This window comes from Parabacteroides provencensis, assembly GCF_900232875.1.
Classification (GTDB): domain Bacteria; phylum Bacteroidota; class Bacteroidia; order Bacteroidales; family Tannerellaceae; genus Parabacteroides; species Parabacteroides chinchillae.
Window position 1 is genome coordinate 1,399,410 of the sequence record NZ_LT960488.1, and the last position, 25,898, is coordinate 1,425,307.

The 25,898-nt window shown below is 44.5% G+C and carries 24 protein-coding genes; 11 read left to right on the forward strand and 13 right to left on the reverse strand.

The genetic code is table 11. From position 1 onward, the window contains the following. Nucleotides 1–329: 329 nt before the first annotated feature. The 5 genes from CTY47_RS06165 to CTY47_RS06185 all read right to left on the reverse strand — a co-directional run bounded on the left by CTY47_RS06165 (nt 330) and on the right by CTY47_RS06185 (nt 3,635). Nucleotides 330–1,166, reverse strand: a complete 837-nt coding sequence (locus tag CTY47_RS06165; protein WP_099463893.1) for an RteC domain-containing protein — start codon at nt 1,164–1,166, stop codon at nt 330–332. Between the two features lie 6 nt (nt 1,167–1,172). Beyond that, nucleotides 1,173–1,724 (reverse strand): GNAT family N-acetyltransferase, encoded by a 552-nt coding sequence (locus CTY47_RS06170; RefSeq protein WP_099463894.1) that lies wholly within the window; start codon nt 1,722–1,724, stop codon nt 1,173–1,175. Then, complete coding sequence (locus CTY47_RS06175) at nt 1,702–2,541, reverse strand: helix-turn-helix domain-containing protein (protein ID WP_099463895.1); 840 nt, start codon at nt 2,539–2,541, stop codon at nt 1,702–1,704. Before CTY47_RS06175 ends, CTY47_RS06170 begins: the two co-directional genes overlap by 23 nt. A 70-nt stretch (nt 2,542–2,611) precedes the next feature. Beyond that, nucleotides 2,612–3,085 carry a DUF2867 domain-containing protein gene (locus CTY47_RS06180; RefSeq protein WP_099463896.1) on the reverse strand — a complete coding sequence of 158 codons (474 nt, stop codon included), beginning with the start codon at nt 3,083–3,085 and terminating at the stop codon, nt 2,612–2,614. Between the two features lie 4 nt (nt 3,086–3,089). Continuing rightward, nucleotides 3,090–3,635 carry a TetR/AcrR family transcriptional regulator gene (locus CTY47_RS06185; RefSeq protein ID WP_099463897.1) on the reverse strand — a complete coding sequence of 182 codons (546 nt, stop codon included), beginning with the start codon at nt 3,633–3,635 and terminating at the stop codon, nt 3,090–3,092. A 159-nt stretch (nt 3,636–3,794) separates the two neighbouring features. Between CTY47_RS06185 and CTY47_RS06190 the strand changes: the two genes are divergently transcribed. After that, complete coding sequence (locus CTY47_RS06190) at nt 3,795–4,565, forward strand: LuxR C-terminal-related transcriptional regulator (RefSeq protein WP_199163394.1); 771 nt, start codon at nt 3,795–3,797, stop codon at nt 4,563–4,565. Here CTY47_RS06190 and CTY47_RS06195 read toward each other — a convergent pair. Together CTY47_RS06195 and CTY47_RS06200 are read right to left on the reverse strand one after the other, a co-directional pair. Beyond that, a complete protein-coding gene (locus tag CTY47_RS06195) occupies nt 4,562–5,821 on the reverse strand; it encodes an MATE family efflux transporter (protein WP_233202096.1) in 1,260 nt (419 codons plus the stop codon). The two genes, CTY47_RS06190 and CTY47_RS06195, sit on opposite strands and share 4 nt — an antisense overlap. Before the next feature lie 50 nt (nt 5,822–5,871). Then, entirely contained in the window at nt 5,872–6,459 is a 588-nt protein-coding gene (locus tag CTY47_RS06200) for a hypothetical protein (RefSeq protein ID WP_099463899.1), read from the reverse strand. 169 nt (nt 6,460–6,628) lie between these two features. On the opposite strand from CTY47_RS06200, the gene CTY47_RS06205 reads away from it, so the two are divergent. Beyond that, nucleotides 6,629–7,675 carry a winged helix DNA-binding domain-containing protein gene (locus CTY47_RS06205; protein WP_099463900.1) on the forward strand — a complete coding sequence of 349 codons (1,047 nt, stop codon included), beginning with the start codon at nt 6,629–6,631 and terminating at the stop codon, nt 7,673–7,675. A 57-nt stretch (nt 7,676–7,732) separates the two neighbouring features. Here CTY47_RS06205 and CTY47_RS06210 read toward each other — a convergent pair whose 3' ends face one another. Together CTY47_RS06210 and CTY47_RS06215 are read right to left on the reverse strand one after the other, a co-directional pair. Then, entirely contained in the window at nt 7,733–8,104 is a 372-nt protein-coding gene (locus CTY47_RS06210) for a VOC family protein (RefSeq protein WP_099463901.1), read from the reverse strand. 83 nt (nt 8,105–8,187) lie between these two features. Beyond that, nucleotides 8,188–8,982, reverse strand: a complete 795-nt coding sequence (locus CTY47_RS06215) for a helix-turn-helix domain-containing protein (protein WP_099463902.1) — start codon at nt 8,980–8,982, stop codon at nt 8,188–8,190. A gap of 179 nt (nt 8,983–9,161) precedes the next feature. On the opposite strand from CTY47_RS06215, the gene CTY47_RS17070 reads away from it, so the two are divergent. From CTY47_RS17070 to CTY47_RS06240, 4 genes are read left to right on the forward strand one after another with little or no spacing between them, the layout of a single operon-like run. Continuing rightward, nucleotides 9,162–11,891, forward strand: a complete 2,730-nt coding sequence (locus CTY47_RS17070; RefSeq protein WP_199163395.1) for a hypothetical protein — start codon at nt 9,162–9,164, stop codon at nt 11,889–11,891. A gap of 1 nt (nt 11,892) precedes the next feature. Next, the gene (locus CTY47_RS06230) at nt 11,893–12,255 is read left to right on the forward strand and encodes a hypothetical protein (protein ID WP_099463903.1); all 363 of its coding nucleotides are present in this window, start codon (nt 11,893–11,895) and stop codon (nt 12,253–12,255) included. Further along, nucleotides 12,248–12,655 carry a structural protein P5 gene (locus tag CTY47_RS06235; protein ID WP_099463904.1) on the forward strand — a complete coding sequence of 136 codons (408 nt, stop codon included), beginning with the start codon at nt 12,248–12,250 and terminating at the stop codon, nt 12,653–12,655. Before CTY47_RS06230 ends, CTY47_RS06235 begins: the two co-directional genes overlap by 8 nt. Nucleotides 12,656–12,667: 12 nt before the next feature. After that, entirely contained in the window at nt 12,668–14,992 is a 2,325-nt protein-coding gene (locus CTY47_RS06240; RefSeq protein WP_099463905.1) for a phage tail tape measure protein, read from the forward strand. 100 nt (nt 14,993–15,092) lie between these two features. Here CTY47_RS06240 and CTY47_RS06245 read toward each other — a convergent pair whose 3' ends face one another. Continuing rightward, complete coding sequence (locus CTY47_RS06245; RefSeq protein ID WP_099463096.1) at nt 15,093–16,550, reverse strand: hypothetical protein; 1,458 nt, start codon at nt 16,548–16,550, stop codon at nt 15,093–15,095. Between the two features lie 155 nt (nt 16,551–16,705). Between CTY47_RS06245 and CTY47_RS06250 the strand changes: the two genes are divergently transcribed. Genes CTY47_RS06250 through CTY47_RS06270 form a run of 5 tightly spaced genes read left to right on the forward strand, consistent with a single transcriptional unit; the run spans nt 16,706 to nt 22,845 of the window. Then, nucleotides 16,706–18,160: a hypothetical protein gene (locus CTY47_RS06250; RefSeq protein ID WP_099463906.1), complete on the forward strand. Its 1,455-nt coding sequence runs from the start codon at nt 16,706–16,708 to the stop codon at nt 18,158–18,160. Then, nucleotides 18,157–19,353 (forward strand): methionine adenosyltransferase, encoded by a 1,197-nt coding sequence (metK, locus tag CTY47_RS06255; protein ID WP_099463907.1) that lies wholly within the window; start codon nt 18,157–18,159, stop codon nt 19,351–19,353. The genes CTY47_RS06250 and metK overlap by 4 nt, the downstream gene beginning before the upstream one ends. A gap of 2 nt (nt 19,354–19,355) precedes the next feature. Further along, a complete protein-coding gene (locus CTY47_RS06260; protein WP_099463908.1) occupies nt 19,356–20,393 on the forward strand; it encodes a hypothetical protein in 1,038 nt (345 codons plus the stop codon). A 2-nt stretch (nt 20,394–20,395) separates the two neighbouring features. Beyond that, a complete protein-coding gene (locus tag CTY47_RS06265; RefSeq protein WP_099463909.1) occupies nt 20,396–22,447 on the forward strand; it encodes a hypothetical protein in 2,052 nt (683 codons plus the stop codon). Between the two features lie 2 nt (nt 22,448–22,449). Beyond that, complete coding sequence (locus tag CTY47_RS06270) at nt 22,450–22,845, forward strand: hypothetical protein (protein WP_099463910.1); 396 nt, start codon at nt 22,450–22,452, stop codon at nt 22,843–22,845. 36 nt (nt 22,846–22,881) lie between these two features. Here CTY47_RS06270 and CTY47_RS06275 read toward each other — a convergent pair whose 3' ends face one another. The 3 genes from CTY47_RS06275 to CTY47_RS06285 all read right to left on the reverse strand — a co-directional run bounded on the left by CTY47_RS06275 (nt 22,882) and on the right by CTY47_RS06285 (nt 25,572). After that, nucleotides 22,882–24,021: a DNA alkylation repair protein gene (locus CTY47_RS06275; RefSeq protein ID WP_099463911.1), complete on the reverse strand. Its 1,140-nt coding sequence runs from the start codon at nt 24,019–24,021 to the stop codon at nt 22,882–22,884. A 122-nt stretch (nt 24,022–24,143) separates the two neighbouring features. Next, nucleotides 24,144–25,250, reverse strand: a complete 1,107-nt coding sequence (locus tag CTY47_RS06280) for a type II toxin-antitoxin system HipA family toxin (RefSeq protein ID WP_099463912.1) — start codon at nt 25,248–25,250, stop codon at nt 24,144–24,146. Next, nucleotides 25,243–25,572: a helix-turn-helix domain-containing protein gene (locus tag CTY47_RS06285; RefSeq protein ID WP_099463913.1), complete on the reverse strand. Its 330-nt coding sequence runs from the start codon at nt 25,570–25,572 to the stop codon at nt 25,243–25,245. Before CTY47_RS06285 ends, CTY47_RS06280 begins: the two co-directional genes overlap by 8 nt. Nucleotides 25,573–25,898: the final 326 nt, after the last annotated feature.

The window sequence follows — 25,898 nt, forward strand, 5'->3', positions numbered from 1 at the left end:
TTTCTACCTTTTCAAAACACTCGCCAGGACTCAAAAAGAAGCGTGGTACTCACGCTGTTTCAATACGAGGTACTGGCATACCCTTTAAGGAGACAGGCAAGACCACGCTATACAGTTGTATAGCACAGCCATTGCACAGTGGGTCTCCTTAAATCTTGAAAATTACCAGTTTTCGTATTGAGACGTTCTGCGAACGCTATGTTATATTTAAAGCTCCTTGGAGCCTATATTCTTCTATTCTACTACAAAAGTAATCATTTTATTGTTATCTAATCTATTATTTCTCTCAAATCAAAAAGCTATCGAGGTATTCCCGATAGCTTTGTTGGTTATTTTAAATCATCTTCATCCATTTTCTTGGTTAATTTCTCTATCAAGGAGTTTAAATATGCCGTGCGATCCTTTTTCCTGCTTCGCAAAGCTATATAGGTTCTGTAATACTCGCCCAAATCCACATTAAATGCCTCGCCAAGTGTATCCATAACCTCTTTTACATCAATGTTCCCGTGATCAATATCTCCCGAAGCGTATAAGGAGTAACCCAATTCAATGAGTGCGTTTTTCTGACCCGTCCAAGTCCGGCGACTCTTTTTAGTCTCTACAAACAGAGTCGGGTCTTCAATCATCTTGAGCCTTCTGTTGAGATAAATTCTCAACATCTCATTCGCAATGATTTTAGCGACCTTGAAATCATAGACCGTTGAAAACTTCAAATCGCTATTGAAACGAGAACTGTCGTTACATAATTTGGGATCTACATTTCCCCGAACAAAATAGTATTTATCATAGACAGTAGAACCGGAGCGATAGTATTGGTGAAAATCAAGATAGCGGTTGAAGTAATACTCCATACTATGCAACTGATCGTTCAGATACCGCTTGGCCGCTTCATTACTACCTGTAGGAAATTTCGATTCAATACAATATATCTTATTGAAGTAGAGTTGCTTTGATAATAATTGCGGCTTAAGTTCTTTGAAAAAGACAATCTCCTCCTCCTGAGAACTAAACTCATATGCAATCACCTTTTCTCGCAACTCATCAATATACGCTTGAATCAGATCGATCATTTTAAGAGAGTTCTCGATAATATCATAACCATAGATATCGAAGCGTTCAATCTCCGAATCTATCTCTTGTAATATTTTGTCGATGTATTCTCTCATAGAAATTTATAACTCCAATGTCATTACAGCCGTGTTCTCAAATCCATAATCTCCATCCCTATAGGTGTCGAAACACTCCGATTTGTAGTATTTTCGCAAAATGCCCTCTTTATCAGGACGATAAATAAATCCAGCCTTTTGATACGACTTGACAGCTCTGGTATTCTTTTCAGAGGGTCGGATCAAAAACTTATTGATCCCAAATTCTTTGTTTAGGTAGTCAATGGTGTCTTTTAGGGCTTGTGTTCCGATGCCCTTACCACATTCTGATTCCGATTTAAGCCAAATATCCAATTCAGCCATTTGGTCGTGCAAATGAAAACAGGCGTAGCAGGTGCAGCCTATCTCTTTATCTTCATTGGTAATAATCATGACCGAACCTGATTTCCTGCCGCTTTCGGTGTAATAAAAATCCTCAAATGCTTCTTGAAACTCATCCCACGTCGGAATTGGATTCTCTGAAAACTCTGCACCTCCCATATGGGCAAGGGCAGTATCTGATAAACACATCCATTCGTATGTTTTTCGCTTTTCGTCAATCAATGCGTGTCGTATCATAAACTCTATTTTGAATTAACTCTTTCTGCAAGAAGTAGTCAGAAAAAGGATTGTAAGTATTTATATATTCGTTCAGAGTATAACCCGAAAACTCTTTAAACTCCCTGCTAATATGTGAAGCATCATAGTATCCGCACCGAAAAGCCAATTCCGTAAGATTACTACTAAAACCACCCTGCAAGGCTGATAATGTTTTCTGAAAACGTATAATTCGTGTCAATACTTTTGGGCTAATCCCGATATTATTGACAAATCTGCGATTGAACTGCTTGTAGCAAACGTTCGATGCGCTTGATAGAAGTTGTATGGATATATTGCTTTTCAGCTCCATTTGCCTGATTGCATATTCATTATCTGCTACCTTAGGATTCAACTGTGCCAATCGCTTCAACAAATATCGCTCGATAATTCCAATACACTCCATTTTATCATCGACATCCAATACCGCTTGCTGCAAATCAACAAACTGCCTGTCACCAAGGCACTCTATCGGAATGTTCTTATTGTAAAATTCTGCCATCGGAGCATTAAAAAACGCCTGTACTCCTTGTGGGGTAAATGTTACGGCTATTGTTTCATTCGCACCCTCATAGTGCAAATCCCAATAGGTAGATATTTGCCCCTCAATAAACGCTTGGGGCTGAAAGTCGTTGATTACTGTTGAGAATACACGGTTCTTTCGGTGGAATACCAGTTGCATACACCCGATCGGAACAGCTCGCTCGGTGGTTCGAGCAAGATAGTTCCGTTCAAACACCCAGTAGTATTTCACAAACGGGGCAAGATTCGAAGATGGGTATATGATTCTAAATTCCATTATTACAGTGTTTTTACGTGCAAAGATACTTCTTGCTTACTCTACTTTTATTGTATAAAAAGGACTTTGATCATCCGTTGCTGAATTTATTCTTTCTCTTTTTTATGCTTTTTAGTAAAGACAATATGATAATCCTATGAAATGGTCGAATAACAAAGAAATACGCTCGTCCGAGCCAATTATTATATTTCACAACAGTGGTAATCCGAAGCTCCTGTTTGCCATCCCTATATTCTCCGCACCACATTGAAACATGAAACGTCAAATGCTTATCAGGCATTCCCCATATAATTTCATTGCCGCTTCTTTCGCATATAGAATCAGAAAAACGACTTGTGGTGTCCAATCCCAAAGGTTTGACAATAGCATTTCTTAGCTTTAACAACCAATCTATCCAAGTTGGAAATTGGTTAAATGCCATATCAAAGAAAGCATCAGGAGTGATACCCTCTTTAGTCTCAACCTCTTTCGAGAAAGAATCTATGTAATCGGCAGGAAGGTAATTATCAATCAAACTGCCTTTGTCTATTTTAACCTTATTCATATTATCATTTCAATTCGTTTGATTTAAGTTTTTGATAATAGAACAGATAAATCCGCTCCAACTCTTTTTTATCCATATCAGGAAATAACTGTTTCCCTCCGACAAAGATTGCATATTCCAAAAGAGTGGTGTTTTTAGCTTCATCTTCCAGCATACCTAACAGCACTCTCTGCTTGGTTGAATACTCAATCCGGAAATCATCTGCCTGCTGAACATACTTTTGGACAATAGGATTAGAAAAACCCCAAGCACGTATCACCTGCTCACTTTTATGTGACCCCTGAATTACTGTATTACCAATAAATTCTATTCGTTCGTTTGCTGATGGTAATTTATCCGCATCTTCAATGACTTGAATCGTATTTACCTCCAACCAATATTTCATCAAAGCATCAATGTAACCATCAATGTTTTTGAAATGGTGGTAAAATGCACCTTTGGTAATTTGCAGTAATCCGCATAGGTTATCTATCGTGATTCTTGCAAAACCATCGTTCGCCAAAACATCAAGACCCACTATAAACCATTGTTCTTTATCTACTTTCTTCATAATCTAAAACCATACCATATAGTACGGTATGCAAAAGTAATCACTTTGTTTGGATAAACAACACAAATCACATAATTATTTGGCTGTGAAGTATTACCTTTGTACAAAGGTAGTTACTGGATGTAAAATCCGAAATAGCCATATATAGCTATATAGATTATGGGAACATTAAATATAACCAGAGAAAAGATGTGGGCCAAGCAGTCACTTTTGCCTTCCCAGATTGATTATGCCCTGTGGGAGAGAGATAAAATCATGTTGCAACAAATGGCAAAAATAAATCATAGCTGCACTTTTGTTGTGGATGTATTTAAATGTCGATACACCTTTGCATCGTCGAATTTTGCCGACCTGCTGGGGTATGACTCTCGCAAACTCGCAACGATTGAGCAATATGATGACGACTATCCCGAATCACGGATTCACCCCGACGATTTGAAGCAAATCAAAACGATGCAGATTGACCTCTCCAAGTTCATATATAGCCAACCATTTGAGGAGAGAAACAACTACAAAAACATTTTCAGTTACCGCATACTCAACGCCCGAAAACAATATGTTAATGTTACGAGCAAGCAGCAGGTCTTGAAGACTTCGGCCGACGGCAAAGCGTGGTTAATCGTGGGCGAAATAGATATTGCCCCCGACCAAAGACCTTTGAACGGGGTGGAGTGCACGGTGTTGAATCTGAAAACTGGCGAATTATTCTCATCCCATAGTTTAACGCCCCCGACGGCTGTAATTACCGCAAGAGAGGTTGAAATTCTACATCTGATAAAACAAGGTCTATTGAGCAAAGAGATCGCCTATCGGTTGGGTATTAGCATCCACACGGTAAATATTCACCGAAAGAATCTGCTCCGCAAATTGGGTGTTCAAAACTCCATCGAGGCGATTAATATCGGTCGAAAAACGGGTTTAATTATCTAAATCCTCTTTTGTTTCCATTTTCCACGCACCATATAGATGGTCGACAGGGTCAGTATGGCTGTGGCATAGATATGCTCCGAACTCCACATCAGGGCTACGCTTGGCTGTGTTGTTCCGACGAAGAGAATATACGCTCCGTAAAGCATGAGAGCCGACATCCCAATGAGCAACGTCATTCGGGTATTTCCTGTTCCTGCTATGGCACAGTAATAAACAGATGCCGGAACGGTCAGAAAATAGGAGGAGAGCATCACCATAAACGGAGCAACAGCCTTTGCTGCCATTGCTGTGTTGCTTGTGTATAGTTGCAGTAGCTGTTCGGGCATCATCACAGCCACCAATAGTAGCGGCAGGCAAAATGCGTAGCTAATAACAATAATCTTTCGGCACAGCCCCATAACCAATGACGATTTGCCCTCGCCGATGAGATTGCTTACGAGTGCACTTCCCGTTAATGCAAATGCTTGCGTAAAGATAAACGGTATGGTGCATATACTCCTCACGATATTCGATATGGCTAATGGCTCTTCGCCGATACGCTCAATGACAATAAAAAAGAGCAGCCACGTGCTGAGTGAAACAAACGACTGAATCATCGTCCACACCGAAAGGTTGAGTATCCGTTTGAGATTGTGCCATTGACTTTTCAGCTCCCCGATTTTAGGGAGCATTTTTCCATAATGTACAAAAAATAAGATAGCTGCCACAGCCTCGGCAATACAAGAACCAATGGCCGCCCCTGCAATGCCCAATGTAGGAAGTCCCCAATTGCCAAACACCAAGGCATAATTGCAGACAACATTTACCGCCACCATTGCGATGGAGTTGATGGTCAGAAAACGGGTCTGGGTAATACCCACATAGTAGGATCGAAAGGCAGTGATCACAAATGCAAAGAGTAGCCCATAAATGCGCCAGTCCAGATAGTGGATAGTCGCCTCGTAGATCGCTTCAGAGGCAATCGCCTCTTTGAGCATCAACGGTAACAGGAATTTCGACACGGCAATAATGAATACTGCCAATATCGAAAGAAAGTAGAGCCCTGTCGAGAAGGTCGCCGTTAGCTCTTGATGCTTTTTCTCCCCATTGAGCCGTGCGATAAGCACCTGCAACCCCACGCCAAAGCCCGAACCAATCACAAACAGAATAAGATAGCAAACTCCGGCTATTGCCGAAGCTGCTAATTCTGTTTCGCCGACATGACCGAGAAAGGCAGTATCTGTAATGCCGATAACCTGCTCGACCAACAGGCTCATAAGTACCGGAAATGTTATTCGGCAGATGTTTTTATAGGATGTATCCATCGTTAGGGCATCCACTCAATGACCCCATCGGTCGGATTGTTCGCCATCCATTGGGTAAATTCTGCGTATGTACGAACTCCTCCTTCGAGCACCGCTCGATAGTAGAGTATCCCCATGATTTTTTCAGTTTCGGGGGTTTCGTATTTCAGGCGGAGAATCGCCTGCCGGGTTTCATCGGTCAGCACCTGCGAAATGCGCTCGGCAACTCGCTCGAAATAGCCGTCGTAAGTAGAGCCCTTGATAATATGAATCATATCCAATTGCCACAGTTTTCCGCAGTCATCCTCATACCAAGCGTGCCACTCAAGACATTTTTCCTCCGTATCGAGCAAATTAACATATTGAACCTGTTTAATTCGTGGATGTTCGGCCAATTTAGAGATGACCGCAAAGCTATAGGGAATCGACACACGCTCGGAATAGATATGAAAATCAATATCCCGATGCTTAACCAACAAGCCTGTTTTGAGCGAGCCAACCAGATTAATGGTTGCCCCTGCCTCTTGCCAAATACCTATGACATTCGTATCCCGAATAATCTCCCATGCCTTCTGCTGATTTTTCACAGCCGTTTCCTCTATTTGTTTCATCTTCAACTTTTTTAGCACGCAAAATTAGTGGCAATATCGCTAACCTGAAATAGCCATTTATAGCTATATGTGCATCATAGTACAAAGTTAATCCAAATGTCTCGTGCTTCAAGCAGATTTCAATAAAAGAGTAGTATATTTGTAATCAAGCAGATAAAGGCAACTCATTATGATAAAAAACATTCGAATGCATAGCCAGCAATTGGCATCACCCAAGTTTGAAGATCCGAAAGCTCTTGTCTCGTGGATGGGAGCGATTCAGGCACAGGATTATCCGATGTCGAAATGGGCTGTGGGCTCCAGATTGCCATCAGGCAGTTTGCAAACGGTAGATGAAGCCTTAAAACGAGGTGAGATACTGCGTACTCACGTATTACGTCCTACGTGGCATTTTGTCGCTGCGGAAGATATTCGCTGGATGCTAAAGCTTTCTGAACAGCGCATTAAGTCGGCTTACGCCTCGTATGCTAAAATGTTGAAGTCGGATATCACCGAAAAAGAATACGGTCAGTTCAATGATTTAATCGTAAAAATACTGGAAGGCAATAAAAGTCTGACCAAACAAGAGATTGAGGCGGAAGTAAATCAAAGAGGTCTAAAAACAGAAGAGCGGCTCATTGAACGACTTATCGGAAACTCCGAAATTGAGGGTGTGATTTGTAGCGGTGTAGATAAAGGTAATAAACCGACCTACGCACTACTTGACGAGCGAGCACCGCAGATAGCCGAAATGCACAAAGAAGAGGCGTTGGCACGATTGGCGAGCCGATATTTTCAAAGTCATTCACCAGCCACTCTTGCCGATTTCGCTTGGTGGTCGGGGCTTTCGATTACCGAGGCTCGGCAAGCCGTCGGGCTTATTAAGTCGGAACTTATCGAGGACTCTGACAATCTCTTTGTCCATGAATCATACAAGGAGATTATGCCTTTGCAGAGCGATATTTTACATCTGTTACCATCCTTCGACGAATATCTTATCAGCTACAAAGATCGAACAGCCGTGCTTGATTTGGAACATCACCCCAAGGCTTTCAACCGATTCGGTACGTTCTATCCGGTAATCCTGCATAATGGGAAAATTGTAGGCAACTGGAGCAAAACAGTTAAGAAGGGCGAGGTCGTGATGGAATTTTCCCTTTTCGACCCAAAACACAGATTCCCCAAAGAACTGATAGAAAAAGCGAAAATCAGATATAAAAGGTTTATTAGCAATTAGTAACGAAAAACACTCCCCACTTTCAAAAAAGCAGGGAGCATCTGGTTTAGATTACGATTACTTCTCAGCGTATAATCCGAGTGTGTTACCCTCGCTGTCAGAGAACTGGGCGAAGTAGCCCATGCCGGCCACTTCAATTTTGGTTTTCGGGCGAACAGTTTTACCTCCGTTGGCATTAGCCAGAGCCAAAGCTGTTTCGATGCTCTCAACCGAGAAATGAATCAATACACCATCTTTCGATGGTTGAAAATCGGAAGCCCACGAGATCGCCACGTTCGGTTTCGTGGGAGTTTCTGGAAAGAAAGCCATCTTTTCACTCTCACAACTGTCGCAAACCGTTAGTTTGAGATCCAATGCCGTTTCGTAGAATTTTACAGCACGATTAAAGTCTATTGCCGGAATCTCAATAAATTCAATCAAATTTTTCATTGTCTTTACCTTTTGATATTTTGCGTCTTATTGACAGTGCAAAGGTAAGTAGTTAAGAATCCATGAGCTTGTAAAAAAGAGACTTATGTAGAAAAGTAGTCGGAATAAGGCCTACAAATCGCAACATATTGCCCAGGTGTGTAGCCCGAAAAGAGCTTGAACTCACGAGTCAAATGTGCTTGGTCGTAAAATCCACACTCGTAGGCCAGAGTCGTAAAATTCATTTCAGGGTTGTTCTGCAAAGTGTAGAGTGTTTTATGAAATCTTACAATCCGCATAAATTCCTTGGGAGTTATGCCTATGTATTCACTGAAAATTCGTTGAAACTGCTTTTTACTTAGGCAAACCGTTTCTGCAAGTTTCGACACCGAAAGTTCATCGCTACACAAATTGATAGTCCCCACCGCCGCCGCCATTCGTTTGTAGTTGTACTCCTTGAACGGATTCAAACGATTAATTAAAAAGGACTCAATTAATCGGATACATTCATCATCGCTCGTCGTATAGAGAATCTTATCTTCCAACTCTTTGAGAGAGTTTAAACTCAAATCATCTGCCGAAACAATTAAGTTAGAGAGTTCATAAATAGGCAACTCAAAAAAGGCCTTTGCTCCGAAAGGATGAAACACAACCGCAATCATATTAACAACTCCGGTCGGTGTCAAATCAGAAAACGAAATAGATTGCCCCGACAGCGAAGTCCTCGGAATTATTTGATCCTTACACTTCATCTGACAACTTCGATGAAACAGCAATTCGATATTTCCAGTAGGAATAACCCGTTGCGAGTTTATCACATCATCACTCTCCAATAACCAATAGTGCTTGATATAAGGTGCAAGCACGGCGGAGGGCTGTATGATATTGAAACGTTCCATCGAGTGCAAAGTTAATCCATTAAGTGGCAACACGCTTGGAAAAAAGAGACATTATCTGAAGTTGGATCAAAGAAAAACAGTGATATTCAAAATTCCTCAATTAATAGTAACCTGAGACAAAGTTTCCAGAAAGCGTTTTCCGCCGCCTCTACCTTTACCCCGATTAACAAAGTAAAGGTATGGCATTCGGACTCAGATATTACGCAGAACTTCGCAGCAAATACAAGGAGGTCTTTTGGCGAGTGGAGATCACCGAGAGAGGATTCGTGGGCAAGTCGGAGGAGATGGCTTTCGATGGCGGCAGTCCGCTATCCATCACCTGGGAGAAACGTGGCGATGAGTTCTTTATTCCTGTTAAGGCATCCGAGGCGACCGTCAATATTCTATGCCAACGCAATTTTCACTACATCAACCTCTTTACTTCCGACCCTCGCAAGTTTAGGGTGTCGGTCTATCGCAACACCAAACTCTATTGGCGAGGATATGTCGTGGCCGATCTCTACTCCGAGAACTTTACCGCACCGCCTTATCAGGTATCCATCAAGGCGGTGGACGGATTCAATTTGCTGTCGAGCATTCCATTTAAGAACTTAGACAACACACCCATTACGGGTCGCAAGTCGGCTTGGGAATTAATTGCAAGCTGCATCGACCTGCTGGAATTGGAAGTCAATGTCGCCGACTGGATGGATCTCTATGCCGAGGGGATGAACGAGAGCATCTCTCCGCTGCGGCAGGTCTATATTGATATGGAGCGGTTCTATGCCGTCTATTCCGATCCCACCTATCGGGATGTATTGGAACTCTGCCTGCGTCCTTTTGCCGGACAAATCTTTCAGAGCAATGGTGCGCTACATATCCGCAGAACCGTCAGCCTCTACAACGACACCCGTCCGATGAGTTTCTACTCGGTCGGTAAGGAGTTTCCGGTGGGTTGGATTATTACGGCAAACGGACAGCATCTCGAAACACATACCGGAGAGCCGATTATTACGGAGTCCACCCGTGAACGAATCGAGAGTATGTGGGAGAACGATATCAACGTGCAGGGCGAGTCGGTGATGGATATCGTTCCGGCTATCCGCAAAGTCTCGGTGGGAGTGAAAAACAAGATGATGACCAACATCATCTCGCAGATGGGACTCTACAATATGGATAATTGGTACGATCCTGAAGAGTTCTTGGTACTTCAGAATGAAAATACTCTCCGCTTTACTGGCGACTCCGACAGGCAAGGGTGGATCATCAACTTTAAAGGCTATCCCGTTCAGCAATGCTCCTACACGCTTACACTGGAATACAACCTTAAAATCGGCATTAGTCGTTACGAGAGATTCAGCAGTAGTCGCCCTGCCGATATGGAGCTGATCGTGGAGTATGGCTTTAAGTTGGTGGGTGCAACTGTTACCTATTGGCTGATGGATGATGGAACCTGGACTTCAAGGGAGGAGCTGTTGGAGGACAAAATCAAACTCTCGGTGGATGTCAACAAAAAGATCGAAGTCAAAGGATTTCCGATGAGCGGACAGTTTGTGATGGTCATCAAACAGAACCTCAAAGGGTATAGTTCCGGACGCAACGCCTACTTCGAGTCGTTCTACATCTCCGATATCAAAATGGAGATTGATACGGGCGATGATTACGAGAACTCGCTCAAGTACGAGGTCTTTTCCAATCCTGCTAATAATGTCGATATGAGCGTATCGCTACCGATTGCCGATATCCCGAATATCCCCAACGACCAGTTAATCTACTCACTCTACTTTACCGACTACTACGGAAAACCCACCCGAATGTGGCGTAGCAAAGGCGGTAATGACTACAACTCACTTGTAAACCATATCGTGGCGTGTGCCCTGCGCTACAAACAGTTGCCCGGCAAACGGATCGGAGGCGAGATGTTTACCGGAAAGCACATTGATATGAATACGGTTATGCAGGACGATAAGTACCTGCGGTCGGGATTCTATGTAAACTCTATTGAGTTAAATTGCCTACAGGATAGCTATAACTCCGAATTGGTCGAGATGCCGGGACTGCTCCGCAAAGAGTCTCCACCCGTTGGGGACGATTGTATCAAACTGTGCGACCTGCCGTTTACCATAGCCAAAAGTATCCGTTGCATCAATCAGATTGTGATGCTCTCCACCGATAACGCTATCTATACCTATGATACAGTATCGGGATACATCACTCGGCTCTTTGCTTTTTCCAAGCCTGTCAAGATCTATCCGGCAGATAATGCCTTTACCATTGTGGACGGCAGTTCGATTCGGGTGGTGGATTATCGAGGTGTAGTCATCAGACAACTCAATCGAGACTATTCGGATATGGCCACCTTTATGAATAAGTATATCTATATTATAGCCTCATACGGTGGTCGGGTAACCACCAAAGGGTTATCCCGACCGGAGTATAAATATACCTACACGACCTACCGCCGAGGATACGGATTTGATTACACCACCATTGCCGGAGATATTACAGGCATCGAAAAGTCATTCTCCACCATTGCCATCAACACCACCACCAAAGCCTATCTGCACGATTGCCGGGTCAATATGGATTTGCTGATGACAGGATTGGAAGATGGCGCGGAGGTGAAAAGCATCTCCGACTACTTTATCTGCCAGAACTCCACCACGCAGTTTAAGATCTACCGCCGCAACTCTCTTTTGGATAGCACAATGATCAAGAGCTATTCGGGGCGTGCCGACTTTGCCGACCACACCTTGGGCGAGGTGGCTTTTTCACAAAACGGCGCAATCAAAGTATGGGTATATCGCACCAACACCACCCGTTCGGTCAAGAACTTGGCGGGCGGCAGTTCGGCCATCAAAGGACTCTACTACATCAACGGTGAGCTATACATCCTCCGAGAAAAATCACTCATTAAATACATACCCTAATATGGAGACAGTAAGCATTATTCTAAATTTTCTATTGGCAAGCGGACTTTTGGGAACGCTGCTCTTTTTTCGAGCCAAACGCCGCCAGGAGGTGGCTCAGGCAGACTCTGCCGAAATCAGCAACACCGAGCAGGTGGTCAAGATTCAGGCGGAACACATCATCCGTTTGGACGGACGAGTCGAGAAGTTGGAAGAGAAGGTCGATAAACTCGAAATCATTATCGAAAAGAAAGATTTTGAGATTGACCGCAAGCAGACCATCATCCGCCAGGCCTACAAATGTGAGGTGGCAAACGACAAATGCCCTGTATTAATCAAGTATGCCGAGGTGGAAAAACGCAGGAGGGAGGCCAGTTATGAGTAGAGGTATTTCTAATTGTAACCCCGGAAATATTCGAATTTCCAAAGTGAAGTATCTCGGAGAGATTACTCCGTCCAAAGACAAAGCGTTCAAACAATTCGAGTCGATGGCTTACGGCTATCGGGCGATGTTCGTATTGCTGCATACTTACAGCAAAAACGGCTACAAGACCATCCGGCAGATGATTTCGAGGTATGCTCCGCCCATTGAAAACCATACAGAGAACTATATCAAGTTTGTTTCCGAACGTTCCGGCATCTTTGCCGATGTGGAGTTGGATACCAACGATCCCGCCGAGATGATTCCGGTGGTTTCGGCCATGAGTCAGATGGAGAATGGTGTATCTGCCGTACCGGAGCAGGTTCGGCAAGGGTGGAAGCTGTTTATGAAACACAAACCATAGAAGTAGTCGTCTATGAGTCGAAGAATAGCCGACCTGCTGATAAAAATTGGTGCGGACTCGTATGAGTTTCAGCAAAAAGCCAAGCAGGTAGAGAAAGGATTGGACGCGCTGACCAAACGGTTGGACAAAGTCGGTAAGGAGATGTCGCTCAAAGTGACAGCTCCCCTTGTCGCTTTGGGTGCGGTATCTCTTTCGTTGGCCGATACACAGGCGAAAGCCGAAGCCAAGGTACAGCAGGCAATCAAATCGACAGGCGGTGCAGCTAAACTCAACTTCGACCAACTCAAACGCTTTGCCTCCGAACTACAAGGCAAAACCATCTTCGGGGATGAGAAGATACTCAATGACTCCACCGCTCAACTACTCACTTTTACTAATATCGCAGGCGAGAATTTCAAACGGACGCAGGCGGTGGCTCTCGACCTGGCGACCGTCTTAGACGGTGATCTGAAGTCCGCATCCATACAGCTGGGTAAGGCACTCAATGATCCGGTCAAGAATCTGACGGCCCTCTCCCGTGCAGGGATTCAGTTCTCCAAGGAGCAGACTGCCACTATCAAGCACCTTGCCGAGACTAATCGTCTGGCCGAAGCTCAAGGATTGATCTTGGAGGAATTGGAACGACAATACGGCGGTCAGGCAGAAGCGGCAGCCAAAGTGGGACTCGGCGCATTGCAACAACTCAAAAACTCATGGGGTGATTTCTTGGAACAGATAGGGGCAACTCTGATGCCTGTGGTGAACAAGATTGTCGGAGCGTTGTCGCAAGTAGTGGCGGTGCTTCAAAATATAAATCCTCAGATGCGTGAGGTGATCGTTATCGTAGCGGGTATTGCTGCCGCTATCGGGCCATTGGCAATGGGCGTGGGTGGTATTATCCGAATGCTGCCGATGCTCTCTGCCGGATTTACGGCTCTGCTCTCTCCGGTCGGGTTGATCGTTGCCGCTGTATTGGCGTTGGGTGCTGCATTCTTCTATGCTTACCAACGCAAGAAGGAGTTGCAGGAGGATATGACTACACAGTTCGAGGGACTGTCGCTCGGCACACTCGAAAAGCGACTCAAAGAGAACAAGCGTCTGCAGGAGGTCAACGAACGGGAGTCTCCTTGGCAGGGAAACTCTCCTTACTCCAAACTGACCTACGCCCTGAACAAAGGCAAACGGCGGGACAACCTCAAAATGGAGGAGGAAGCCCTGACTGAGGCGATCCGCAGAAACACCCAAGCCTACGAGGAGCGGCAACGTGTCGAGGCAGAATCAAAAAAGATCGCCGATGATATGGCAAATGCTCTCAAGGGTGTCAATACCGAAACCACTCGTGGCAGTGGGTTGATCAATGACTTGACCACCAAGATTGAGGTGTTGGAGAAGAAAAAGTTACTGCCCAATGCCACCGTAGAGGATATTGCCGCCGCCAATGCCGAGATTGCCAAACTCAAAGAGGAGTTAAACCGCCTGCAAAACATCACGCCCGAACAACTCAACCGAAAACCACTCGAACCGATACTGCCAGCAACCGTAAAACCCATTATGCCTGCCCTTGAGGTGAAATTACCTGATCTGAAACCCATTATCACCAAGGCGCAACAACAGATGATGGAGATCCGCAAGACCGTAACCGAGGGGATCTATGGTTGGGCGGAGGTGACAAGTTCGGGGCTACAATCTTCCATTATGGAGACCGAAGCCATTGTCGGCAAATACACCGAGGCTCTGGTTGCCAAAGGGTGGAAGTTCTCGGAGGCTCTGACCTTTGTGTCGGATAAGGTGAGCGAGGTAATGAAGGGGTTTGATGAATCGCTGAGTAATTTTATCGCCGGAAGTATCGAGGCCGCTGCAGAAGCCATCGGGCAGATTATCTCCGGGGATTTTGGTTTTGACGGATTGATGAAGGCGATTCTATTGCAGTTGGCGAGTTTTCTCAAGCAGATCGGGGCGCAGTTGATCGAGTTCGGCGTGATGATTATTGCGTTCAAGATGGCTCTCAAATCGGTGCTTGCCAACCCTTGGGCGGCGATTGCCATTGGTGCGGCAATGGTTGCGGCGGCAGCCGTGATGACGGCACTCATCAACAAAAATGCCCAGAAGAACGCTCCGAAACTTGCCAAGGGTGGACTTGCCTACGGGCCAACCTATGCAATGGTGGGTGATAACCCCAATGCACGAATTGACCCGGAGGTAATCGCTCCGCTATCCAAACTACAGGGAATGATGTCCGGCGGCAGAGGCTCCCAGAATATACAAATTGCCCTCAGCGGTCAACTGACAGCCAAGGGCAGGGATTTGGTATATGTGCTCGGTAAAGAGAATTTTAAGATTGATGTGTTGGGAGGGTAGTCATATATATTATATGGAGCCAAATTATTTTCAAGCTAATCGTTCGGCATATGGAAATGATGGAATAAGCCGAAAATAAGTAATTATACATTTTTTGTTCTTATATTCTTTTGAATCCCCACTCGCGTATGGCGTAATTAACGAATGGTGCATGAAGTGGAATATTATTTATGATATACCCCTCAAAGCCACTCAATTTAAGGATTAATACACAGCATAATTTATGAAACATTAAACTTGTATAAAATAGCTTGTCAATTTCTTTGTCTCCCTTATCAATATTCAAATGACCGTGCAAAAATTTGTTGCGATCGTTAATAGCCTTAATTTCTGCTTGAGACAAATTATATCCTAAAACTTCAAAAGGCAGTCTTAACTTACTTGCATTAGTCGGTTGATTTAAATTTTCCAGCTTATTCTTGATAAACTTTATTTCGTCTTCAGATAGACAAGTAGTATTTGTAACTACATCCGAAAATACAGGTTTTAATGAATTCCAGCTACACTCGCTGATAGCACGAGGAGCAATGAGACTATGTGTTTTATATATTTTACTACAAAGCGTTTCGAATGCTATACAATATACCCCAGACTGCACTTCGTGCTCCAACCATGATGCAGACAAAGTCATTAATGCCGCTCTTGCTATTGAATCATGGTCATTGAAAAGAGTTACCATATTTGAGAATACTTCCATAGAAATCCTATCTATTCTGAACTTCCAATGCCTTTCTATAAGCGTCAACATTCTTTCTTTGGCATCCTTAGCCGTCATTTTTGCTGACAATGGCATAAGAACAGAATAAGCATTAGTTGTGAATATAGAGTATTGACCTTTAATGGATTTTCGCAATGTTTTGAAATATATTCCAACAGGTACATTGAAACTTTTTCTATTGGCAGCAACGATAAATACTTCGTTCAAATGCAAAGTTCCACTTAAAAAACCAAGAGTAAGAAGTGTATTAAAAGCCACCTTTTCAAACTGATCAAGTTCATATTTTTCACCTGATTCGATTACGAGGTAGTATTGCTTTTTATATTCGAATTGAAATAAATGGATTTGATCTGTAGGGCATGTGATCTTAATCAAACCATCAATATTCTTCCCATGACTCTCATAATGGTATCTATCATAGTCATCATGCCACGCACGGTTAGGGATCGGGACTATATATCGAAAAAAGTATTTGCGATTGATATCTATTTTTGCGTCATAAATTGCCTGCGAATCTAAAGCTAATGAGAAATCATTAGAGCCACCACAAAGCACATTATCACGAATGTTTTCAATCCTGGACACATTTGCAGGTATTATCCATTTTTTGTGGTTATGCGTGAAATGAAATTCTGGTAGATTAGACTGTTTTGCATTGTCTACAGCAGAGTAATCTGTAATAGGAATTACAAATTTCAATTTAATGCTATTCTCTGATTTTGAAATCAGCGTTACAGCATCTGATCCAAAAGAGAGTCCTGTTACATGCCCTGTCCTCATCCTTTTGAATGAGTCAATGAGTTTCAACGTCGGATGAAGTATTTTATTAATTAACGCCATACTGATATGATCTATGTATTGGATTTTTATTTAGAGATAATGTTATCAAACTCCTTTGCCGTTCGACTATCTCTGCAATCCTATATACAAGTGTGACAAAGTTTCCACAAAGTTAATGAATCTGCCTGTACTTTCACGCATCTAATTGATAAAGAATGAGTGGAGTACGCATAAAAGACCTACAAAGTGCCAAGTCGGTGATTGAGCAAGGGTTCGATCTGTTTGAGTTTGTGGTGGATTCGCCCGATCCCGATGCTACACTCAAGGTATCGGGTGCGGAACTGAAAAAGGCGATCGGAACGGAGAAGCACATTCATCCGTTGGAGGAGGTGGATGGTCTGCCGGGGGAGTTGGAAAAGAAATTCGACAAGGCAGGCGGCGCAATCACGGGCGATATGCGTGTGACGGGCAATACCCGAATGAAGAACCTTAGCATTGAGGAGTATCTCGAAGTTCCCGAACTCAAATACAACCGCATCACCGCCACCGGAAACGAGTTTTGGGTAACTGATGCCGGAGTAATTGACGATGTATTGGATGATGACGATGGTATTTTTCTCATTACCCTCAAAGAGAAGCCCGGCGAGGTAACGATCAACTTTCAGTACAAGGATATTCTGCGAGGTATTTTCTACACGCAGGACGAGAACGGCAAACCTACCGGATTCAAAACCGCCTACTTTGAAGTAACGGGAATCATTGACGATGTTCATTTTGACTGTATTTCACTCAATGGCGTTCTTCCCGAACGGTTTATGACCTTGGCTCGTCAGGGCAACAAAACCAATCCCAACCGACAAGGTTCAATCTACCTCGATGGGCTGCATAAGTTTATCCGTATCATCGACAAGGTGACGGATGATAAGATCGAACAACGCAATATCAAAGTGCAGCTTGGCGACCTTTCGGAAATCAACCATCCCGTGTTCGGGCAACTTGAGGGCTACGGAGCTTTGCTCGAAAATGCCTACATCTGCGGACGCTTGGTGCAACGCAACCCCGACACGGGTGAGGATTGGATTGTGGGAGCAGTTTCGGTGCAGGGCGAGCAGGTGTTCCGTTACAAAGACAACATCCCCGAACCTGCCACCATAACACTGGCCGCCACCGAACTCGGCATCACATCGCCGGAGGATGCACGGGAGTGGCAATACAAAAACGGTTCGGAGTGGATTACCATTCCCGATAGCGGTTCACTCACCTTTGAGCTATCTCCTGATTCGGAACTATGGGGAGAAAAACGCACGCTCACTTTGCGCTACCTCGCCTGCGGAGTTTATTACGACATTATCACCATCACCAAACTCTACGATGGCGAAGATGCCTATTCGGTGCAGATCTATTCGAGCAACGGCTCGAACTTTATCAATGGCGACATTGCCACGATGCTTCGGGCAAAGGTATTCAAAGGGGCAAAAGATATTACCGACACGTTCCCTGATAACGCCTTCAACTGGTTTCGGGTGTCGGATAATCCAGAAGGCGATGCCGTGTGGAGTCAGCGACACGAAGGCGCAGGCAAATCGGTTGTGATTAGTAATGAGGATGTTTACCGCAGAGCCACTTTTGAGTGCGAAGTCAATATAAACGATAATAATAACACAGAATGAGAAATTACCTTTTTACCTCTGAGTCCGTATCGGCAGGACACCCCGATAAAATAGCCGATCAAATCTCCGATGCTATACTTGATGAGTTCCTGCGTCAAGACCCTAACTCGAAAGTGGCTTGCGAAGCATTGTGCACCACAGGTTTGGTAGTTGTTGCCGGAGAGGTTAAGTCCAACGCCTATGTGGATATTCAGCAGACAGTCCGAAGTATTATTGCCGATATTGGCTATATCAATGCCGAGTATGGTTTTGAGGCAAATTCTTGCGGAGTCCTTTCGGCGATTCACGAGCAATCGCCCGATATTCGACAGGGTGTAGATCAAGATGAGCAGGGTGCAGGCGACCAAGGAATCATGTTCGGCTATGCCGTAAACGAGACAACCGAGTTTATGCCTGCTACACTTGCTCTGTCGCATCTACTGTTGCAGGAGTTGGATGCCATTCGCAAAGAGGGTAAAGTGATGACTTATCTGCGCCCCGATGCCAAAAGCCAGGTAACCATTGAGTACAACGAGCTTGGCAAACCGCTTCGAGTCGATACGATTGTGATTTCCACACAGCACGATGATACCGTTTCGGCATACGATATTCTAAATGATATCACCGAACATCTGATTCCGAGGGTTCAGGCAAAAGATCCGCAACTGGCCGAACTATTCCAAGACGACTACCGCCTATTGGTCAACCCAACTGGACGATTCGTGATCGGTGGCCCGGCAGGTGATACGGGACTTACGGGTCGCAAGATTATTGTGGATACCTGCGGCGGTCGTGCAGCTCACGGTGGAGGGGCGTTTTCGGGCAAGGATTCCTCAAAAGTGGATCGCTCGGCGGCTTATACGGCCCGACACATAGCCAAGAACCTTGTGGCGGCAGGTGTAGCCGATGAAGTGCAGGTGCAGTTGGCGTATGCCATTGGGGTGGCAGAGCCTGTGAGCATCTCGGTGAACACATTCGGGACTGCCAGAGTGGAGTTGACCGATACCGAGATTGCTGAGGTGGTTTCGGAGCTATTCGATCTGCGTCCTGCAGCTATTGTCGAGCGATTCGGACTCAAGAGCCCGATCTATCTGCCGACCGCATCGTATGGACACTTCGGCAGAAAACCCTACACAGTTGACGGCATTGAGTTTTTCGGTTGGGAACGATTGGATATGGTGGAGAGAATCAAACAAACTTTTAATCTGGATTAATTATGGCGGTCATTTCAAGAGGTCAGATTACGATTGTGGACTTATCGGACGGAAAATCCATCAATCTCTATTTGGGTAGCAATGTAGCTACCACGCAGATTTTCAACAAGGAAAATTCGAGTTATGTCCCGAATTGGACGACATCGCCTTTTTTGGTAATTACTCCCGAAGTCTATGTAACCGGAGTAGCGACCAACCAGGTAAGCCGTTTGAAGGGCGTGCCCGTATGGAAAATCAACGGATCGACCACGCTTTCAACTTACGGGGCAACGGCAGCGACCGCTTCCCCCTATGCTTTGACCATCAAAAACAATATGACTACGGTCAATCAGTTGCAGGTAGAGTGCGAGGTAATCTATGTTGATCCCGACACAACCGCTGAGACCAAGGCTAAAACCTTCATTACCTACACGAAAACCACCAATGCAGGGCAACTCATATGCGCTATTGCCTATGCACCGCTTGGCACGGTATTCAAAAACGGATCGGCAGCAAGTTTGAAAGCTCACTGCGATATGTGGCGAGGCTCGACCATCGACAACACCAATGTGACCTATAAATGGTTCAAGCTCGGCAGTGGAACGTGGGCTGAGATCACCTCGGCAAATGCAGGAGGTATCACGGGATACACCACCAATGAAATCACCATTCCCGAAGCGGCGGTGCTAAACTTCGAGTCGTTCAAATGCGAAATCAAGGACACCGATGCCGCCAGTGGAACGTACAACACCTCTGTTTCGGATATTATCTCCTTTGCAGATATGAGCGACCCGTACCAGGTGGAGATTGTTGCCCCCTCCGGCACGACGCTTACCAGCGGATTAACGTCAACGGCCCTTACGGTCAACTGTTGGCAGAACGGAGCATTACTGCCGGATTCTTTCTTTACCGGAGCCACCTGCAAATGGCGAAAATTCAACAAACTTGGGGTTCAGGATATCGCATGGGGAACATCTGGCATCAAAACAGGGCGTAGCATTACCGTAACCCGTGATGAAATAAGTGTAGCGGCAACTTTCACCGTAGAAATAGAGAAATAATCATGGCAGTAATCGCACGAGGACAAATAACGGTTCATATAGCCGAAAAGGGCGATCCGGGAGCAACGGGGAATTGGACATCGTATGTATTCAAATCCTCGACTACTCAACCTGCCAAGCCAACGGGTACGGCTCCTTTGCCATCGGGTTGGGTAGATGCTCCGACAGCTACTGGCGTGTGGTGGATGTCGAAAGCCACCATAAACGGTGCAACCGGAGTGGCAGGTGCATGGAGTGTTCCCGTGCGAATCACGGGAATTGACGGGACAAATGGCAATAACGGATCGAATGGCTCAAACGGCAAGGACGGACAATACACCGTCTATAACTTTGCCAAAAACAGTTCAGCCACAACTGCTCCGACATCGGGTTGGTCGGCAACGCCTCCGGCACTCGCAACGGGAGAATACCTGTGGATGCGAACCGGAACGGTCGTTCCACCTGCCACCGCACCTGCTTCGTGGAGCGGAGCTGTACGGATCAGCGGAGAGAAAGGCAATACAGGAAATAAGGGCGATATTGGCGATTCCATTACCGGACGGATGATTTTTCGTGATCCTGAATTCTTGGTCGGGCCTAATAACTGCGGTATCTACAATAATACAGGCAATGGAAATGTTACCGTTACACGTATTGCCAGCCCTTCCGATTGCCCAAGTACATCGGGATACTGTCTACAGATTACCACAAACGGCGTAGCATCGCCTAATCACGGAGGATACGTTCAGTCGGTTCAAACTCGTGCCAACGGAGTATTTGTTTCCCGAATCATAGCCAAAATTCCTGTCGGCTATACAATGAGCAACGCACACAACGCTTATGGCAACGGAGGAACAACGGTTGCGCTGACTCCGATGGCAGGCACAGGTAAATATGAAATCTATCTCTGGCGGGTGGTCTGTGGTGCTACGGGAACATTTTCGAGTATCAACCATTACTACCTTTCGGGAGGTGTTGCTCCAGTAACGTGGTATGTGGCATCGTCAACGGTTTATGATATGAATGACACCGAAAAGTACGATGCTGCCATCTCCAATGCCGCAAAGACGCTGACCTATCGGGGAGTGTTCTCGCCAACCACCACCTATTTCAACACTGCCAACCAACGCAATGTGGTCAAGTACGGTTCGAGTTACTATATCTACAAGGGGACAAACGGTGTTGCCGGAGCGTGGAATGCTGCCAATTGGGAGTCGTTCGGAGGAGAGTTTCATAGTGTGGCCACAGGCATTCTGTTGGCCGAACTTGCCTATATAGAGAACTTAGGCGTTAAGAATCTGCGAACCGCCACTTCGGGACAGCGGGTAGAGATTACGCAGTACAACAATGCGTTGGCGTTTTATGATGGCAAACAATCTTACCCCGTTGTAGAAATCAAAACGACATCAGATGGTATCTATATGGGACAGGGTTCGGGTGTGATGGTCAAGCATCCGACTTCCAACATTTCTATTTACAACGGTATTGTTCAGCAAGGTTCAGAGGGAGCAGGCATATTCGTACCCATACTGCCCTGGAGTCAGCCCGAAACCATCGCACAGAACTACATCTATCAATCGTACTCCAATAGCTATACGGGCAAATACAAAACAGGACTATACATTGACATCTCTGCCTCGCAAAGCACCAGCAGTGGTACGGATAAGTTTAATTCGATATTCGCAACAGCCGGAATGTTTCTACAGGGAGATGCCCCGGCATTTAGATCCAACAACGTGTTTTGCGGACTCACTTGTGCCGGACGAGTATCTTCCTCCGGATCATTGCTCAGTAGCTGGGTAATTTCATATATGGGCGGCTATCTCTCATCTTACAGACAATCACAGGGACGATACCGAATATCTTTTTCAAACACAAGCTACCTCTACGGAGCTTCCGACTATGCCGTGATGTTCTTCCCCGACGGGCCCAATACAGCCAACTCCAACGTGGGAGCCTATGCCTGTACGATGGCACGAACATCGTCTTATTTCGATGTTTATGTGGCTGATGATGCTTCGCCGAACGACTGTGGGTTTACTTTTATCGTCTTTCTAATCTCCAAATTCTTCTAAGTATGCAACTTGCCAAAATAGAAAACGGACACCTCATCACCACCTATGCCGACAACGAAGACCGAGAGATAATCAATCAGATGGTTGCCGATGGATTTAAGATTTATGTAGAGGAGCAACCACAAGCAGTGCGACTATCCGAATTCCAATCCCAAGAACTACGCTACCGAGACGAGGGCTTTCAGATTGTCGGATACTACGAAATAATCGACAACAGCCCTGAACGCATAGCTGCAGAGATAGATCGCCTCAAGTCCGAACTAACCTCCACAGACTATCAAGTTATCAAGTCTTACGAATATGCACTGACCGGACAAGAATCCCCGTATGACATTGCCAAACTACACATTGAGCGACAAGCGTTAAGGAATAGGATTGAAGATTTAGAGAAATTATAATTCCGGTATCGAAGTCTATATTTCATTCTCGAAAATTTATTCAATCAGTTCAAAATCATATTTTTCAAACTCATTCCCGTTTATTATTACAGCAACTTGGTGAAGTCCGAGGTGCAATTTCCTTGTTGTTACCACACGAAAAGAGTGTTTTCTTGTAATGTTCGTCACAGAATTTCCGGCGTATTCCTTTTCGCTGATCTTGTGAACCTTCTTGGCCAACGTGCCATTTGCTTTTTGATAGTAAACTCCGTATTCAAGCCGTATTTTGGTTCTATTATCATTATTATTCAATAGTTTAAAGCTAAACGCCAATGAATTACCGACTTTGACCTCAGGTGTTGAAATTTGAAAGTCCTCAATGTGGATATTTTTTCCCGTAGAGCCAAAGCCAAATAACTCCATCACCTCAGAATTCCCTTGTTTTAGGAGTGTTCGACAACCGTGCTTGATAATCCAATCCACCTCTTGGGACTCTCCCTGCCATTTTTTCACCAGGTTAATCACCGTTTGGGGATTATCTTTTGCAATATCGTTCAAATTATTGGCAACACTTAATCGAACAAATCTCGCAGGATCATTCTTGAGATTTTCCAGAATCGGAATGATTGGTTCGGGATTCTCTTTCAAACTCGGTAAAGCCATAGCCCAAGGAAGCCGCGGACGGCAACCTTCCGATGCAAGCCTTCTCACTCCCCAATGCTCATGCTTTGACCAAACCAACATTTGCGCCATCATTTTTTCGGGATATTTTACAATAAAAGGATGGGTAACAAATTCACAACTTGTAAACTGAGTGATTTTCTCTATTGCTCTAACAGAGGTTTCGTAGTCATCGAGTCCATATTGCTCTACATAGTTATCCAAAATCCACCCGTACTCCAATGTCAAACCAAATTTCGTATCGTCTATTTGCGAAAAATCAGGCCGAGAGCTCTCTACATAATCCAACAGGCAGAGTATCTTAGCGATTGCCTCTTTGTAATCGGCAGGCAGAAATTTTTTCAGAACGGTTGTAATATGTTTACAGCGTTCTTTTAATTCTCTGTTCTCCCATTCATTGTCCATTACTTGGCTGGCAAACTCGAGAGCGTCAAAATCGGGAATGACAACCATCAGGTCTTTGGAAAATCGTTCCAAAAACTGCTCGTTGTACATATTTTTAAAAGGTTCCGCCATAAGATACATTTTGTTATATAAATTTTCACCATTCAATATTGCCCCATTTGCTCATGGGAAGTTCATGGGAAATCCACTGTTCGTTAGCACTGGATTATTTATATTCATCTCAATATCAGCAGTTATCTTAGTTTGAATTTAGCCATCTTTCTGGTGGCACATTTATCTGTCAGTTCTTGGATTATTTGAGTCGCTGACTGTTTAGATAGTCCTATTTCAGTTGCTAATGCAATCACATCGGCAAGCGTTGGCTCTCCTTTACCGTTTATGGTTGTAGTATGGTAGCCGTTAAACCCACTACTTGGCAAAAGATCATAAGCAGGCGAAAGTTTCCATTCACCATCAAACCACTGAAACGAGAAGTTTTTAGCATGGTCGTCCCTGTTTGAAATTAATATATTAAACACCATCAGACGGAACATTTCAGCCACCTGCTCCATATCTTTGGTAAGACTCAGCGTCAGTTTCAATAGCAAAGAGTAGTCGAGGCTTGGAATCCGATAATTGGCATGGAGCAGTCCTGCGGCACTGACAGTATGAATTTTACCCTGAGGAGTTCTGTCAAATCGTTCCACACCGAAATAGCTACCATTGAACAGACGGGTTTCCGCCATTCGGATTCCGCACTCTTTGGCAAGCAGCGAATAGTTGTATTCTATCTCCCCAACATTTGCAGGGTCGCTCATTGCCTTAAATTTCACTAACCACTCTCGACCGTCAATCTTGGCGAATACCTTCGGGCGGGCTCCACCTGACGAGCCACCATATTTATAGAGTAAATCGACAGAACCCGTACTTTCTTTACTTTCAAGTATCTTCTCTGCCTCTTTTGCCAAACGGTCAAAGTCAAAAAACTCATCATCCGTAGCAATGCTTTTGTCCGGTCGATACTCCAATGCACCACGCCCCGTAGAACCAATCAGCGACAACCGCTCTAAGATATTCAATTTGTACGGATCAATTCCTTTCTCCTGCAAATAACGATCGAGCAAAAGATTACCCCAACCATCCGGCAAACTATCGTCGAACACGCCAAAGTTTCCTGCGAAAGTATCTCGCTTGGCCATTATCAGACCTGGCTTCAACGGCAGATAAAATGGAGATATCGAAAATCCGCGTTGTATCCAATCCACATCGTATTCAAAACCGCACAACCCTTCGGGCGTAAGAGCAATTCGTCCTACACGTCTATCCGATATAAAAACCTCTACGATTGAAATACTATTCATTTTTATGCCCTCTCTTTCTTTGTTTTGGTTGCTCTGCTTTTAATATATCGTCAATGCTGTGATAAGTCCTGCTGTTGAAAAGAGTTTCAAACTCATCCGTCATATCCAATGCAAATGCAAGCATCACCAATGAACGCAATGGTATCTCTCCCAACGACTCAAAACGCCTATAAGACGGTAACGAGAGTCCGGCCTTTGCAGCCAGCATCTTTTGCGTCCATCCTTTTTCCAACCGTCTCTGCTTAACACGGTCTGCAATACCAGACATCAATGAGTCGGGCGTTTTGCCTATAAGTGATAATATATTGTCAGTTATATTCATTTTATATGCTTAATGCTAATATGTGAGCACTTACAAAGTTAATCAAAGTTTCTCAATTATCAAACCAATCAAGACAGAATATCCTTTTATGAAGAATCAAATCTCAAAAACGCTGAATAAAAGTAGCGTTATTATCAAAAATCGCTGAATTATCTTAGCGTTTTTGCTTTACGAGTGTTTTGCGGCAAAATCATCCTCTGATATTTTAGCGATTTTGTCAATATAGAGAGCAAATATTCGGTGATTATGCTCTCTATATTGACAAATATCAACCACTGCGCCGAATTTAATTGTATCGAATTCGGTATAATTGAGAATGACTACAG

Bases quoted from the DNA above. Each gene is read 5' to 3' on its own strand.
- CTY47_RS06230 (WP_099463903.1), top strand. From the start codon at position 11,893: ATGGAGACAGTAAGCATTATTCTAAATTTTCTATTGGCAAGCGGACTT.
- CTY47_RS06190 (WP_199163394.1), top strand. From the start codon at position 3,795: ATGGGAACATTAAATATAACCAGAGAAAAGATGTGGGCCAAGCAGTCA.
- CTY47_RS06250 (WP_099463906.1), top strand. From the start codon at position 16,706: ATGAGTGGAGTACGCATAAAAGACCTACAAAGTGCCAAGTCGGTGATT.
- CTY47_RS06215 (WP_099463902.1), bottom strand. From the start codon at position 8,982: ATGGAACGTTTCAATATCATACAGCCCTCCGCCGTGCTTGCACCTTAT.
- CTY47_RS06240 (WP_099463905.1), top strand. From the start codon at position 12,668: ATGAGTCGAAGAATAGCCGACCTGCTGATAAAAATTGGTGCGGACTCG.
- CTY47_RS06260 (WP_099463908.1), top strand. From the start codon at position 19,356: ATGGCGGTCATTTCAAGAGGTCAGATTACGATTGTGGACTTATCGGAC.
- CTY47_RS06270 (WP_099463910.1), top strand. From the start codon at position 22,450: ATGCAACTTGCCAAAATAGAAAACGGACACCTCATCACCACCTATGCC.
- CTY47_RS06165 (WP_099463893.1), bottom strand. From the start codon at position 1,166: ATGAGAGAATACATCGACAAAATATTACAAGAGATAGATTCGGAGATT.
- CTY47_RS06235 (WP_099463904.1), top strand. From the start codon at position 12,248: ATGAGTAGAGGTATTTCTAATTGTAACCCCGGAAATATTCGAATTTCC.
- CTY47_RS06195 (WP_233202096.1), bottom strand. From the start codon at position 5,821: ATGAGCCTGTTGGTCGAGCAGGTTATCGGCATTACAGATACTGCCTTT.
- CTY47_RS06175 (WP_099463895.1), bottom strand. From the start codon at position 2,541: ATGGAATTTAGAATCATATACCCATCTTCGAATCTTGCCCCGTTTGTG.
- CTY47_RS06200 (WP_099463899.1), bottom strand. From the start codon at position 6,459: ATGAAACAAATAGAGGAAACGGCTGTGAAAAATCAGCAGAAGGCATGG.
- CTY47_RS06275 (WP_099463911.1), bottom strand. From the start codon at position 24,021: ATGGCGGAACCTTTTAAAAATATGTACAACGAGCAGTTTTTGGAACGA.
- CTY47_RS06265 (WP_099463909.1), top strand. From the start codon at position 20,396: ATGGCAGTAATCGCACGAGGACAAATAACGGTTCATATAGCCGAAAAG.
- CTY47_RS06245 (WP_099463096.1), bottom strand. From the start codon at position 16,550: ATGGCGTTAATTAATAAAATACTTCATCCGACGTTGAAACTCATTGAC.
- metK (WP_099463907.1), top strand. From the start codon at position 18,157: ATGAGAAATTACCTTTTTACCTCTGAGTCCGTATCGGCAGGACACCCC.
- CTY47_RS06210 (WP_099463901.1), bottom strand. From the start codon at position 8,104: ATGAAAAATTTGATTGAATTTATTGAGATTCCGGCAATAGACTTTAAT.
- CTY47_RS06280 (WP_099463912.1), bottom strand. From the start codon at position 25,250: ATGAATAGTATTTCAATCGTAGAGGTTTTTATATCGGATAGACGTGTA.
- CTY47_RS06185 (WP_099463897.1), bottom strand. From the start codon at position 3,635: ATGAAGAAAGTAGATAAAGAACAATGGTTTATAGTGGGTCTTGATGTT.
- CTY47_RS06205 (WP_099463900.1), top strand. From the start codon at position 6,629: ATGATAAAAAACATTCGAATGCATAGCCAGCAATTGGCATCACCCAAG.
- CTY47_RS17070 (WP_199163395.1), top strand. From the start codon at position 9,162: ATGGCATTCGGACTCAGATATTACGCAGAACTTCGCAGCAAATACAAG.
- CTY47_RS06180 (WP_099463896.1), bottom strand. From the start codon at position 3,085: ATGAATAAGGTTAAAATAGACAAAGGCAGTTTGATTGATAATTACCTT.
- CTY47_RS06170 (WP_099463894.1), bottom strand. From the start codon at position 1,724: ATGATACGACACGCATTGATTGACGAAAAGCGAAAAACATACGAATGG.
- CTY47_RS06285 (WP_099463913.1), bottom strand. From the start codon at position 25,572: ATGAATATAACTGACAATATATTATCACTTATAGGCAAAACGCCCGAC.